The sequence below is a fragment of the Nonomuraea sp. NPDC048826 genome, assembly GCF_043198225.1.
In the GTDB taxonomy this organism is placed as follows: domain Bacteria; phylum Actinomycetota; class Actinomycetes; order Streptosporangiales; family Streptosporangiaceae; genus Nonomuraea.
Genome location: NZ_JBICUQ010000010.1, coordinates 233,101 through 245,844, shown reverse-complemented (window position 1 = coordinate 245,844; position 12,744 = coordinate 233,101). Strand labels below are relative to the sequence as shown.

The window sequence follows — 12,744 nt, the reverse complement described above, 5'->3', positions numbered from 1 at the left end:
CGGTGTCGTCCGTTGCCGATCCCCATCATCCGCGGTGAAGCAGTCACCTTATCCGGTCTCCGCCATTGTTCCAGGAAAGCCACGCCCATGCTGCAAGCATCGCCGTCCAGGGGCAAACCGAGTGCGCATAGGACGCACCTGGCGCGCCGGTTTGTGTGTGTTCCCTGCCGAAAGGGCATTCGACCAGGCCACAGACCTAAAAACGCATAACCCGACCGCCACGAATACCTGTCCTCGTCGCGGAGCTCCGGCTTCGACCTGCGATTTCCTTCCCTGTCTCGACACTTCCCGGAGCGGCCACGCGCGGCTCGGCAGCTCCGCCACCGCACCGTACGAGAACGCCGCCGTCTCCACGGCGCGCGCCCGCCGGAGGGCGGCGCGTCCCGCAACCATGCCGAACGGGTTGGCCCGGACGGTCGCGGGCGGCTCTGTGCGCGCGCCTCAGGCGGATCCGCCGGGCCGGTGACCGCGGAGCCCGGCGGGCTGGACGGCGCGCTCCAGAGAGCCGCGCAGCTCCGCCAGAAGGCTCGTGGCGGCGTCCCTGCCGCGCAGCCTGGTGACCACCTGCTCGCGCTCCCCGTCCTTCATGCGCTGGTAGTCGGCGCGGTCCACGCGCAGGCCGTACATCAACTCGACCCGCAGCAGCGCGAGCTCCTCCTCCAGGCTGATGCCCGTGAGCGTGGGCGCCTGGCGCCGGTTCCTGATGATGCGACGAAACATGAGGCCTCCCGAGTCAGCGTGGCCGCCGTGACGATTCGACGCGCGGGGGGGCCAAGTGGTTGACGCGGAAGAGATCCCGGAATCAGATGTTTGGTATCCGGCTAAATGTGGGAAATCACACATCCGCCGTACGGGCGATGAACACGAACTCGCGTCCAGGCCTGTCAGGGGCGCCGCGCACGTCCTCGACACGGAAGCAGGTCGCCCGCAGCGAGCCCTCGACCTCCTCGCGCTCGCGGAAGCGCAGCGTCGAGTCCGAGGTGAGCACCGCGCCGTCCGTCTCGAACACGTACGTCTGACGGAAGGTGACCAGCGGACCCGAGACGTCCAGGACGTCGCACCACGACTCGACGCGCCCGGCGCCCGGGATGTCGGTGACGGCGTGCGTGCGCGCCCGGTCCCACTCCAGCCAGGCCCGGCGGGCGGGGTCGCGGGTCTCGAACGCGAGCACGCCGCCGGGGCGCAGAGCCGCGCGCACGCCGCGCAGGGTGGCCGCCCAGTCGTCGTCGGTGAGGAACACCTGGGCCACGTTGCCCGTCATGGTCGCCAGATCCACCTGGAGAGGCGGGAGGGCGGCGGCGTCGCCGAGAATCCACCGCACCGCGTCGCCGCCCGGCCTGGCGCGGGCGACCGCCAGCGACGCCTCGGCAGGGTCCACGCCGGTCACCCGCACCCCGCGCCCCGCCAGCAGGCACCCGAACACGCCGGTGCCGCACCCAACGTCGAGCACCCGCCGCGCGCCGAACTCCGCGACCATGGCGGCGTACGCGTCGAGGTCACTCCGGTCGGCGTCGAGGGCGTCGTAGATGCGGGCCAGGCGAGGTTCGGCGAAGATCGGGTCAGGCACGGAACGACACTAACGCCCGCGTACCGTCCGAAACGGGCCTGCCCGGACTACACGTTGAAGCGGAACTCGACCACGTCGCCGTCCTGCATGACGTAGTCCTTGCCCTCGATGCGCGCCTTGCCGGCCGAGCGGGCGGCCGCGATCGAGCCGGCCTCCACCAGGTCGTCGAACGACACCACCTCGGCCTTGATGAACCCGCGCTGGAAGTCGGTGTGGATGACCCCGGCCGCCTCCGGCGCGGTGGCGCCCTTGCGGATGGTCCAGGCGCGGGACTCCTTGGGCCCGGCGGTCAGGTAGGTCTGCAGGCCGAGGGTCTCGAAGCCGACCCGGGCGAGCTGGCTCAGCCCGGACTCGTGCTGGCCGACCGACTCCAGCAGCTCCATCGCCTCCTCCTCGTCGAGCTCGACCAGCTCGGACTCGAGCTTGGCGTCGAGGAACACCGCCTCGGCCGGCGCGACCAGGGCCGACATCTGGGCCTTCAGCGCGTCGTCGACCAGCTCGTCGGAGTCGAGGTTGAACACGTAGAGGAACGGCTTGGCCGTCAGCAGGTGGAGCTCGCGCAGCTCGGGGCCGCCGAGCCCGCTCTCGAAGATGGTCTTGCCGGTCTCCAGGACGGCCAGCGCGGCCTGGGCGGCCTCCAGCGCGGGCTTCTTCTCCTTGTTGTGGCGCGACTCCTTCTCCAGGCGCGGGATGGCCTTCTCGACCGTCTGCAGGTCGGCCATGATCAACTCAGTGTTGATCGTCTCGATGTCGCGCTTGGGAGAGATGTCGCCGTCGACGTGGGTGACGTCGGGGTCGTCGAAGACGCGGATCACCTGGCAGATGGCGTCGGTGTCGCGGATGTTGGCGAGGAACTGGTTGCCCCGCCCCTGCCCCTCCGAAGCGCCCTTGACCAGGCCCGCGATGTCGACGAACTCCACCTTGGCGGGCAGGATGCGAGCGGAGCCGAAGATCTCGGCCAGCTTGGGCAGACGCTCGTCGGGCACGCCCACGATGCCCACGTTGGGCTCGATGGTCGCGAACGGGTAGTTGGCGGCGAGGGCGTTGCCGGTCTTGGTCAGCGCGTTGAACAGCGTGGACTTACCGACGTTGGGCAGGCCGACGATGCCGATGGAGAGGCTCACGCCCAGCGAGTTTACTTGCTCCCGGAAGGCGGGCAGGCGTGTCGGGGACCGATGCGGGGGCGATGTCCTGCAATCATCGATGAGGTGGATGTCGTCTCACTTCTGCTGGGTCTGCTCATCGGCGCGGCCATCGGGTTCCTCGTGGCCAGGACGAGGGCGGCGGTGCGGGTGGCCGAGTCCGACGCGCGCGCCAGGTCCGCCGCCGAGAAGCTCACCTACGTCGAGGAGCAGCTCGCCGAACGTTTCCAGGCCCTGTCGACCCGCGCGCTCGACGTCAACAACGTGCGCTTCCTGGAGCTGGCCGAGACCCGCATGGCCGCCACCAGGGCGGAGGCCGCCGGCGACCTGGAACAGCGTAAGCAGGCGGTCGAGCACCTGGTGGAGCCGCTGCGCGAGGCGCTGGCCAGGGTCGAGACCCAGCTGCGCGACACCGAGTCCGGCCAGCGCGCGGCCCGCGCGGAGCTGGCCAAGGAGATGGAGTTCGTCCGCCACAGCCACGAGCAGCTCCGCGCCCAGACCATGGCGCTGGTGCGGGCGCTGCAACGACCCGAGGCGCGCGGCCGGTGGGGCGAGATGCAGCTGCGCCGGGTCGCCGAGATCGCGGGCATGCAGCGCCACTGCGACTTCGACGAGCAGGTCGCCGAGAGCTCGGTACGCCCCGACATGGTGGTCAGGCTGGCCGGCGGCAAGAACATCGTGGTCGACGCCAAGGTGTCGCTGTCCGCCTATCTGGAGGCCGCCGAGGCGGGCGACGAGTCGCTGGCCACGGTCCGGCTCGACGCGCACGCCCGGCACGTACGCGAGCACATCGACCGGCTGGCGGCCAAGGCCTACTGGCAGTCGTTCACCCCGACGCCGGAGTTCGTCGTGCTGTTCATCCCCGGCGAGGCGTTCCTCGCCCCAGCGCTGGAGCGCGACCCCGGCCTGCTGGAGTACGCGATGGCCCGGCGGGTCCACATCGCCACCCCGACCACGCTGATCACGATGCTGCGCACCGCCCACTACGCCTGGCAGCAGGCGGCGCTGAGCGAGAACGCGCGGGCGGTGTTCGAGCTGGGCAAGGAGCTGTACGAAAGACTCTCCTCGATGGGACGGAACGTGGAGTCGCTCGGCAGGACGCTGGCCCGTACCGTGGAGGCGTACAACAAAACGGTCGGGTCGCTTGAGAGCCGGGTCCTGGTCACCGCACGCAAACTGCACGATCTGGGCGTCGTCGACGGCGAGCTCGAGTCCCCCGAGATGGTCGAGGGCCTGCCACGACCCCTGGCGTCCCCCGAACTGCTCGAAACCACGTCTCTCATCACACACGCGAACGGTAAGTTGGCCAACGGGTCGCAATAAGGGGGGTGGGGCCGGTGACCAGCACAGGCAAACGTTCCGCCGTCAGGCTGACCGCCCGCGGCGCCATCGCGCTCACGCTCGTCTCCACGCTCGCCGGCTACGTGCTGGCCGCCCTGCTCGACATGCAACTGCTGGTCGGGCTGGCGTTCGTGGCCGCGTGTCTGCTCGGCGTGGTGCTGGTCAACCCGCGCGAGCTGCTGTCGCTGGTGGTGACGCCGCCGCTGGTGTTCTTCGTCGCGACCCTCTTCGTCGAGCTGGGCCGCGCGCTCGTCACGGTCGGCATCCTGCAGTCGCTGGCGCTGGGCCTCTACGGCTCGCTGTCGCGCGGCGCGCCCTGGCTGTTCGCCGGCTCGGCGATCGTGCTCGGCGTGGCGTGGGCGCGCGGGCTGCGCGACAACGTGCGGGAGCTCCGCGACGAGCTGCGGGCCGGCGCCGAGGTGCCGCGCCCGCGCCAGCCGCAGCTGTACGTGCCGGAGCCGGAGGGCTACTTCGAGCCCCGCGTCTACGGCACGCCCCGCGGCGAGGACTAGGAGACGCGCAGGTCCTTGCGCAGCTCGTGGGGCAGCGCGAAGCGCATCTTCTCCTGCACCGACTCGACCTCGGTCACGTCGCCGAAGCCGTGTCGCGCCAGCCGCGCGAGCACCTCCTCGACCAGCTCCTCCGGCACCGACGCGCCGCTGGTGACGCCGACCGTGGTGACGCCGTCGAGCCACTCGTCGCGGATGAAGCCGGCGTTGTCGACGAGGTAGGCGGCCTCGGCGCCGTAGTCCTTGGCCACCTCGACCAGGCGCTTGGAGTTGGACGAGTTGTCGGAGCCGACCACGATCACCAGCTCGGACTCGGCCGCGATCTCCTTGACCGCGACCTGGCGGTTCTGCGTGGCGTAGCAGATGTCGTCGCTGGGCGGGTCGATCAGGCCCGGGAAGCGCTGCTTGAGCCGGGCGACGGTCTCGGTGGTCTCGTCGACCGACAGCGTGGTCTGCGACAGCCACACCAGCTTGCCGGGGTCGCGCACCTCGACCTGGTCGACCGCGTCGAGGCCGTCGACCAGCTTGATGTGGTCGGGCGCCTCGCCGCTGGTGCCCTCGACCTCCTCGTGCCCTTCGTGCCCGATGAGCAGGATGTCGTAATCTTGACTCGCGAATCTCCTGGCTTCGTTGTGAACCTTCGTCACCAGCGGGCAGGTAGCGTCAATGGTGCGCAACCGGCGCTGCTCGGCCTCGGCGTGCACGGCCGGAGAGACGCCGTGAGCGGAGAACACCACGATCTCGCCTTCGGGCACCTCCTCGGTCTCCTCGACGAAGATGGCGCCCTTAGCCTCGAGCGTCTTGACCACGTGAGTGTTGTGGACGATCTGCTTGCGCACGTAGATCGGCGCACCGTACTGCTCCAGCGCCTTCTCGACCGCTACCACGGCTCGATCGACTCCGGCGCAGTAGCCGCGGGGCCTGGCCACTAGGACTCGGCGGGAAGAAGGGGTCTGGAGCTCCATACTCCATATGCTACGTGGAACGGCTGACCGGCCCGCGCGTGCGCCGGTGCCCGCGCTTTGCCAAACTGGCCGTTCCACACTGACCTCCCAGGGAGACGTACATGTCCCTCAGCGACGTGATACGCAACATCGCCAAGACCGTCACCAGTAAGGACGGGCTGAAGGAAAAGGCCCGCGACCTGCCGCTCCTCGTCGTCCAGAGCACGCTCAGCGCGGCCGGCCAGGCGCTCATGCTCGTGGATCGGGTGAAGAACTCGATCAGGGGCGACAAGGAAGAGAAGAAGGACGACGCCGAGTCCCGTCCGGCCGCCGCCGACGCGCTGACCAGCACGGACGAGGAGGCGAAGCCGGACCGCAAGGAGCCGGTCATCTTCGCGCCCAGGCCGGAGACGTCCGGGACCAACGGCACCGCCAAGGGCAAGCCCGACCCGGTCATCTTCACCCCGGCAGGCAAGACGGAGCCCAAGCCGAAGCCCGAGGCCCAGCCCGAGACCGAGCCCGCCGCCAAGCCGACGGCCGAGGCCGAGCCCACGCCGGAGCCCGCGGCCGCGCTCAAGACCGAGCCGGAGCCGGAGCTGAAGCCCGAGCAGGAGGCCAAGCTCAAGCCCGAGCCCGAGCTCAAGGCTGAGCCCGAGGGCGCGCTCAAGGCCGAGCCGAAGCCGGCGCCCGAGCCTGAGGCCGCGCCGGAGCCGCCGGCCGCGACCGGTGTGACTACGCCCGCCGCCGAGCCCACCCCGGCCGCCGAGCCCGCGCAGGCCCCGGAGCCCGCCGTCGCCCAGCCGGTGGCCATCACCGAGCCGGAGCCCGAGGCCAAGCCCAAGGCGAAGAAGAAGCCCGCCAAGACCACCACCAAGCCCGCCAAGACCGCCAAGGCTCCGGCGAGCGCCAAGCTGGCCGAGGCCGTCGAGACCGTGCCCGCCGCCGCGCCCGCCGCGTCCGCCGAGGCCGGGGCCGAGAGCGCGCTGGGCGTGAGCGAGCTGGTCGAGCCGCTGCCCGGCTTCTCCTCGCTGACGGTCGCGTCGCTGCGCGCCCGCATGCGCGGCAAGAGCGCCGAGCAGATCGCCGAGTTCCTCGCGTACGAGCAGGGCACCTCCGGGCGTCCCGAGGTGATCCGCATGTTCGAGAACCGCCTGGCCAAGCTGCGTTCGGGCGAATGACGTCCAAGACCACGCCCGAAGCGCCGCTGCCGGTCCGCACGGTCCTGCAGATGGTCGGCGGCTGGATCGGCAAGCTGGGCACGGTCTGGGTCGAGGGTCAGATCACCGATCTGAGCGCGCGCGGCGGCACGGTCTTCCTGACGCTGCGCGACCCGGTGGCCAACGTGTCGGCCCGGGTCACGGCCCCGCGCGGGGTGTACGAGGCCGCGATGCCCAGGCCGACCGACGGCGCCAGGGTCGTGGTGCACGTCAAGCCGGACTTCTGGGTCAACCGCGGCTCGTTCGCCTTCACCGCGCTGGAGATCCGCCCGGTCGGGGTCGGCGAGTTGCTGGCCCGGCTGGAACGGCTGCGGCAGTTGCTGGCGGCCGAAGGGCTGTTCGGGGCCGAGCGGAAGCGGCGGCTGCCGTTCCTGCCCGGCACGGTCGGCCTGATCTGCGGCCGTGACTCGGCGGCCGAGCGCGACGTGCTGGAGAACGCGCGGCGCCGCTGGCCTGCCGTGCGGTTCAAGGTCGAGGAGGTCGCGGTCCAGGGCCCGTACGCGGTGGGCGAGGTGACCGAGGCGCTGGGCAAGCTGGACGCCGACCCGGCGGTCGAGGTGATCGTCATCGCCCGGGGCGGCGGGTCGCTGGAGGACCTGCTGCCGTTCTCGGACGAGACGCTGGTGCGCGCGGTGTCCTCCTGCCGCACACCGGTGGTCAGCGCGATCGGCCACGAGCAGGACAGCCCGCTGCTCGACCTGGTGGCCGACGTGCGTGCCTCCACACCCACCGACGCCGCCAAGAAGGTCGTGCCCGACGTGGGCGAGCAGCTCACGCTCGTGCGCCAGCTCCGCGACCGGGGCCGCAGGGTGGTGAACGGCTGGCTCGACCGGGAGATGTCCTGGCTGGCGGCCGTACGGTCGCGTCCCTCGCTCGCCGACCCGGTGCGCGAGCTGGAACGGCACGCCGAGCAGGTCGACGGGCTGCGGGAGCGGGCCAGGCGCGCGCTGTCGAGCTCGCTGGACCGGGCCGGTGACGACCTCACCCACGTACGGGCCCGCCTGGTTGCGCTGTCGCCCGCGGCCACGCTGGAACGCGGCTACGCCATCGTCCAGCGCCCCTCGGGCGAGGTGGTCCGCCGCGCCGCGGAGGTTTCCCCCGGCGACGAACTCACCGTCCGTCTCCCCGACGACCGCCTCACCGTCCGCGCGGAACCGTAGATCCACACCGCCCCACCGACGAGGCGGCCTGCCACCCCGCTTCGCCGGTGAGGCCCGTCCTCACCTCCATGAGACGCCCCACGGCCCGCACCGCCCACGAGGCGCCCCAGCATCGCCCGCGCGGTGATCCCGCCACCCCAACCCACATGAGGCGAACCCCACCAGCGCCACCCCAGGAGGCCGACCAGCGCCACCCGTGGGGTGCTCCTACGCCACCCGCGTCACCCACAGCACCCCGCCGGCCAGCGCCACCCGTGCGGGAACGGGTGAGGGCTTGCGGGGCTTACAGGGCTGGTGGGGCCCACAGGGTTGGCGAGGGCCTGCAGACACCCGGCGGTGGGCGGGGGTCTACGGGGCTGGGCGGGTGGTGACGGAGCGGGCCAGGTCGCTGATGCCTGTTTTGATGTCTTCGATGGTCAGCCCGCGGGTCTCGCACTGGTACGAGATCAGGTGGGCGTTGATCGGGGCGAGCAGGGCGTCGGCCAGGAAGTGGGGGTCGGCGTCCGGCCGGGCCTGGGCCAGGAGGGTGGCCAGGTGGGTGTGGTGGACCCGGTAGGGCCCGCCGAACCTGGACTTGGCCGACCCCAGCTCCACCAGCCTGAACAGGTCGAGCTGGGGTACGAGCCGGTCGACCAGGCCGGTGAGGAACGCCTCGGCCCGCTCGGCCGGCGCCGCTCCGGGGCCGAGCGGCGGGGGGCCGCTCAGGAACGCCTCCTGGAAGCGGCGTTCGCGCTCGTCGATGAGCGCCCACACCAGGCCGGCCCGGTCGCCGAAGCGACGGTAGACGGTGCCGACGCCGACGCACGCCTCCTTGGCGACCTCGTCCAGGGAGAGCTGGCCGGCGCCCCGGCACTCGATCATGCGGGCGGCGACCTCGATGATCTTCTGCCGGTTGCGCGCCGCGTCGGCGCGTTCCGGCTGTGGCTGCCCCAGCACCGGGAGCTGTCGACGTGCGGACACGGCCCGAGCATACGCTTTACAGGCGGAGGAATCTCCGGTTAGGCTCCGCGGTTGGAGTTATCCGGAGACTTCTCCGCTTCCTGGGAGGGCACTATGAGCGACTTCAACCAACAGATCATCGAGGAGTTCCGGAGCAACGGCGGAAAGGTGGGCGGCTACTTCGAGGGCTCCGACCTGCTGCTGCTCACCACCACGGGGGCCAAGTCGGGCAGGCGGCTCACCACGCCCGTGATGTATCTGGAGGACGGCGGCCGGCTCGTCGTGATCGCCTCCGCCGCGGGAGCGGACCGCAGCCCCGCGTGGTATCACAACCTGCGCGCCACCCCCGAGGTGACCATCGAGGTCGGCACCGAGACGTACGCGGCGAAGGCCACCGTCGTGGACAGCGAGGAGCGCGACCGGCTCTACGCCCGCATGGTGGAGAAGGCGCCGGGCTTCGCCGACTACGAGGCCAAGACCACCCGGGTCATCCCGGTGATAGCACTCGACCGGCAGAGCTGAGAGGCGCCTCAGAAGGGCGCGTCGTCCTGCCCGCCGCCCGGCTCGGCCCGGCGGGCCATGGCGGCGGCCAGCTTGACCCTGGCGCCCTGCAGCCACTCCTCGCAGAGCGCGGCCAGCTTCTCGCCGCGCTCCCAGAGCTCGATCGACTGCTCCAGCGTGAGGCCGCCGGCCTCCAGGCGGCGCACCACGTCGGTCAGCTCCTCGCGCGCCTGCTCGTACGAGGGCGTCTTCTCGTCAGCCACGGGCACCACCCTAGTGCCGTCGCACAAGGGAAGGCCCCCGCCTCGGGCGAGGGCCTTCTCACGTGGTTGACAGCAGAACCGACACCCGTCAAGGGCGGCCCTTCCACGCGGAGGCTGATGCTAGCAGCGTCCGGGCGGATCAGGTGGTCGGCTTGGGCCGTTGCCGCAGCGCGGCGGCGAGCTGACCGAGCTCCGGCCAGTCGGCGGTGCCGGTCACGACCAGCGTCACGTCGGGGAGCACGCGGACCAGGGTGCGCTGCTTCTTGTCCTCGCGGAAGCGCCTCTCCCACGTCTCACCGCCGACCTGCTGGGTGCCGACGGCCTTGTCGGAGTTGGCCATGCGGTTGGCGAACTCGGCCGCGGGCTTCTCGTCGCTCTGCATGAACATCGCGTGCTCGCGCTCGGCCGTGGCGTAGCCGATGTGCAGGGCCCGCGCGCCGTTCTCGCCGTCGACGACGCGGTTGCTGTTGGGGATCCACCCCTCCGGGTCCGTCGCCGGGGCCCACACCGCGTACGGGACCGTACGGGAGAAGTTGGCGACCGTGATGGAGTAGTCGCGCCTCGGGATGTGCTCAACGTCGCCGCGCGGCGTGACGAGCAGGAACAGCCCGACCGCCCCCAGACAGACGAGCACGGCTACCACGTAGCCGTGAAGACCTTCGGTGAACCGTCGCACAGTTGGCGAGGTTACCCGCTGGTGACGTCGGTCGCGGACGCGGCCGGTCGGAGGCGGCCGATGATCTCCAGGACGTCCTCGGCCAGTTTCCTGTCGCCCGACCGGACGATCTCGTTGACGGCGCCGGCGAGCGCCCCGGTCAGGACGACCACCAGCGCGTTCTGGTCGTCGTCGAAGAGCGCGGCGTTCCGGCGCGCCCAGGTGTGGAGCCGGTCGCGCATGACGACCTCGAAGCCGGGCGGCCCGTCGCCGCGCAGGAACAGCGCGGCCAGCTCGCGTTCGGCCAGGCATCCGTCGAGATAGGCGCGGGCGGCGCTGACGAACACCCGCATCGGGTCGGTCTCGCCCGAGTCGCGGGCGACGCGCGCGGCCTGCTTGGTGCGCTGCGCCTGCCGGCCCTGGAACTCCTCGAACAGCGTCAGGTAGAGGTCGGCCTTGCCGGCGAAGTGGTGGTAGAGGCTGCCGACGCTGGCCTCGGCCTGGGCCACCACGTCGGTCACACCCGCCTCGGCGAAGCCTTTGGAGACGAACACGTCGCGGGCGGCGCGCAGCAGCGCCGAGCGCGTGGCCGCACCGCGCTCGGACGTGCGGGCTGTCACCGACGGTTCCACATCGCTGCTCATGGCTGGCACATTATCCTCCGCTGACCGGGGATACAGGGACAACTACCATCGGGATAGTCGTCACGAGGAGGCCTCACACATCATGTCGGATCAGACCTCGGTGCCCGAGCCGTTGGCCACGGGCAAGCATGCCCCCGACCGTAACCTCGCCCTGGAGCTCGTCCGCGTTACAGAGGCGGCGGCGATGGCCGCGGCGCGCTGGGTGGGCCGGGGCGACAAGAACGGCGCCGACGGGGCCGCGGTGAACGCCATGCGCCAGTTGATTAACACGGTGTCGATGAACGGTGTGGTGGTCATCGGGGAGGGCGAGAAGGACCATGCCCCGATGCTGTTCAACGGGGAGCAGGTCGGTGACGGCAGCGGCCCCGAGTGCGACGTGGCCGTCGACCCGATCGACGGCACCCGGTTGACGGCCCTGGGCATGCCCGACGCGGTCTCGGTGATCGCGGTGAGCGAGCGCGGCTCGATGTACGACCCGTCGGCCGTGTTCTACATGGAGAAGCTGGTGACCGGCCCCGAGGCGGCCGACGTGGTCGACATCGAGCGCCCCGTCGCCGACAACATCCGGGCGGTGGCCAGGGCCAAGCACTGCTCGCCCTCGGACGTCACCGTCGTGGTGCTCGACCGTCCCCGCCACGAGCAGCTGGTCAAGGAGATCAGGGAGACCGGGGCGCGGATCAAGTTCATCACCGACGGCGACGTGGCGGGCGCCATCATGGCGGCGCGCGGCGGCAGCGCCATCGACCTGATGCTGGGCATCGGCGGCACGCCGGAGGGCATCGTGGCCGCGTGCGCGCTCAAGTGCCTGGGGGGCGTCATCCAGGGCAAGCTGTGGCCGCGCGACGAGGCGGAGCGCCGCAAGGCGCTGGACGCGGGCCTCGACCTCGACCAGGTGCTGACGACCAACGATCTGGTCAAGTCGGACGACGTGTTCTTCGCGGCGTCGGGCATCACCCAGGGCGCGCTGATGGACGGCGTACGCTACCGCGGCGGCGTGGCGATGACCCAGTCGCTGGTGATGCGCGGGCGCTCGGGCACGATCCGCAAGATCGAGAGCGAGCACCAACTGTGGAAGCTGCGCGCCTACAGCGCGATCAACTTCGACACCGCGGGCTGAGGCACCGCGGGCTGACACCGCGGGCTGATCAGCGGCGGCGCTTGCGCCGGCGGGGCTGCTTGACCGAGACGTCGCCCACGAAGTTGGTGGTGCGCACCTCGACCACGGGCGCGCCGGGCTCCTCCGGGCCCTTGGTGAGCCGCGCGGTCTTGTCCTTGGTGACGCGGATGACCTCGAGCCCTTCGGGCACGTGGATCTCCAGCCCGCCGAAGACCAGCGTGGCGTTGATGACGACGCGGCTGTTCTGCAGGATCGCGTCGCGGAAGTCGAGCTTGGTGGTGCCGAACATGGCGGTGACGTCGAGCTCCGCCGGCACCACCCAGCGCCCGCCCCGCTCCTGCTGCCTGAAGAACGCCGAGACCGGCCTGCCGTCGAGGTTGAGCGGCTGCTCCTCGGCGGGCAGCAGGTCTTGCGTGAGCCCGGCCAGCTCGCCGAGCGTGCGGGCGGCGTAGAGGGTGCCGAGGCGCTCCTCCAGCTCCTCGATCGTGAGCCGCCCGTCGGCGTGCGCCTCCTGGAGCACCTGCGCGATGCGCTCGCGGTCGGCGTCGGACGCCCGCAGCTCGGCCGGCTGCGGGTGGTCGTCCTTCCGGGGGCGCCGGGCCGACACCCACTCATCGGCCAGCCGTTCGCCGGCCTCCTGCAGACGGGGGAGCCAGGATCCCGGGCGTTCCTTCACGCCTCCCACGATATCCGGCTCGCACGGTGTTCGCCCGATACCGGCGGGTCCGGAATCCTCGCCGTCACC

At 71.2% G+C, this 12,744-nt stretch carries 15 protein-coding genes; 6 read left to right on the top strand and 9 right to left on the bottom strand.

The features are described 5' to 3' along the window. Nucleotides 1–441 precede the first annotated feature (441 nt). The 3 genes from ACGFI7_RS33940 to ychF form a co-directional block, all read right to left on the bottom strand. Entirely contained in the window at nt 442–720 is a 279-nt protein-coding gene (locus ACGFI7_RS33940; RefSeq protein WP_393411902.1) for a hypothetical protein, read from the bottom strand. A gap of 115 nt (nt 721–835) precedes the next feature. Beyond that, a complete protein-coding gene (locus ACGFI7_RS33935) occupies nt 836–1,567 on the bottom strand; it encodes a class I SAM-dependent DNA methyltransferase (RefSeq protein WP_393411900.1) in 732 nt (243 codons plus the stop codon). 47 nt (nt 1,568–1,614) lie between these two features. Next, on the bottom strand, nt 1,615–2,691 hold the full coding sequence (gene ychF / locus ACGFI7_RS33930) for a redox-regulated ATPase YchF (RefSeq protein ID WP_393411898.1): 1,077 nt from the start codon (nt 2,689–2,691) through the stop codon (nt 1,615–1,617). Nucleotides 2,692–2,742: 51 nt separating this feature from the next. On the opposite strand from ychF, the gene ACGFI7_RS33925 reads away from it, so the two are divergent. Continuing rightward, complete coding sequence (locus tag ACGFI7_RS33925; protein ID WP_393411896.1) at nt 2,743–4,032, top strand: DNA recombination protein RmuC; 1,290 nt, start codon at nt 2,743–2,745, stop codon at nt 4,030–4,032. 14 nt (nt 4,033–4,046) lie between these two features. Further along, a complete protein-coding gene (locus ACGFI7_RS33920; protein WP_393411894.1) occupies nt 4,047–4,562 on the top strand; it encodes a DUF6542 domain-containing protein in 516 nt (171 codons plus the stop codon). Here the strand turns inward: ACGFI7_RS33920 and ACGFI7_RS33915 are convergent. Then, nucleotides 4,559–5,524, bottom strand: coding sequence for a 4-hydroxy-3-methylbut-2-enyl diphosphate reductase (locus tag ACGFI7_RS33915; RefSeq protein WP_393411892.1), 966 nt, complete (start codon nt 5,522–5,524; stop codon nt 4,559–4,561). The genes ACGFI7_RS33920 and ACGFI7_RS33915 overlap by 4 nt on opposite strands. Before the next feature lie 101 nt (nt 5,525–5,625). On the opposite strand from ACGFI7_RS33915, the gene ACGFI7_RS33910 reads away from it, so the two are divergent. Then, the gene (locus tag ACGFI7_RS33910) at nt 5,626–6,681 is read left to right on the top strand and encodes a hypothetical protein (protein ID WP_393411890.1); all 1,056 of its coding nucleotides are present in this window, start codon (nt 5,626–5,628) and stop codon (nt 6,679–6,681) included. Further along, nucleotides 6,678–7,880: an exodeoxyribonuclease VII large subunit gene (xseA, locus tag ACGFI7_RS33905; protein WP_393411888.1), complete on the top strand. Its 1,203-nt coding sequence runs from the start codon at nt 6,678–6,680 to the stop codon at nt 7,878–7,880. The genes ACGFI7_RS33910 and xseA overlap by 4 nt, the downstream gene beginning before the upstream one ends. 348 nt (nt 7,881–8,228) lie before the next feature. Here xseA and ACGFI7_RS33900 read toward each other — a convergent pair whose 3' ends face one another. Continuing rightward, the gene (locus ACGFI7_RS33900) at nt 8,229–8,840 is read right to left on the bottom strand and encodes a TetR/AcrR family transcriptional regulator (protein ID WP_393411886.1); all 612 of its coding nucleotides are present in this window, start codon (nt 8,838–8,840) and stop codon (nt 8,229–8,231) included. Between the two features lie 93 nt (nt 8,841–8,933). Between ACGFI7_RS33900 and ACGFI7_RS33895 the strand changes: the two genes are divergently transcribed. Further along, nucleotides 8,934–9,341 carry a nitroreductase family deazaflavin-dependent oxidoreductase gene (locus tag ACGFI7_RS33895; protein WP_393411884.1) on the top strand — a complete coding sequence of 136 codons (408 nt, stop codon included), beginning with the start codon at nt 8,934–8,936 and terminating at the stop codon, nt 9,339–9,341. 8 nt (nt 9,342–9,349) lie between these two features. Here the strand turns inward: ACGFI7_RS33895 and ACGFI7_RS33890 are convergent, their stop codons facing one another. The 3 genes from ACGFI7_RS33890 to ACGFI7_RS33880 all read right to left on the bottom strand — a co-directional run bounded on the left by ACGFI7_RS33890 (nt 9,350) and on the right by ACGFI7_RS33880 (nt 10,882). Continuing rightward, complete coding sequence (locus ACGFI7_RS33890; RefSeq protein WP_393411882.1) at nt 9,350–9,583, bottom strand: exodeoxyribonuclease VII small subunit; 234 nt, start codon at nt 9,581–9,583, stop codon at nt 9,350–9,352. Nucleotides 9,584–9,722: 139 nt separating this feature from the next. Beyond that, a complete protein-coding gene (locus ACGFI7_RS33885) occupies nt 9,723–10,259 on the bottom strand; it encodes a DUF4245 domain-containing protein (protein WP_393411880.1) in 537 nt (178 codons plus the stop codon). An 11-nt stretch (nt 10,260–10,270) separates the two neighbouring features. Beyond that, nucleotides 10,271–10,882: a TetR/AcrR family transcriptional regulator gene (locus ACGFI7_RS33880; protein ID WP_393411878.1), complete on the bottom strand. Its 612-nt coding sequence runs from the start codon at nt 10,880–10,882 to the stop codon at nt 10,271–10,273. An 82-nt stretch (nt 10,883–10,964) separates the two neighbouring features. Between ACGFI7_RS33880 and glpX the strand changes: the two genes are divergently transcribed. Further along, nucleotides 10,965–11,999 carry a class II fructose-bisphosphatase gene (gene glpX / locus ACGFI7_RS33875; RefSeq protein ID WP_393411876.1) on the top strand — a complete coding sequence of 345 codons (1,035 nt, stop codon included), beginning with the start codon at nt 10,965–10,967 and terminating at the stop codon, nt 11,997–11,999. 28 nt (nt 12,000–12,027) lie between these two features. On the opposite strand, the gene ACGFI7_RS33870 is transcribed toward glpX, so the two are convergent. Beyond that, nucleotides 12,028–12,675 carry a DUF1707 domain-containing protein gene (locus tag ACGFI7_RS33870; RefSeq protein ID WP_393411874.1) on the bottom strand — a complete coding sequence of 216 codons (648 nt, stop codon included), beginning with the start codon at nt 12,673–12,675 and terminating at the stop codon, nt 12,028–12,030. Nucleotides 12,676–12,744: the final 69 nt, after the last annotated feature.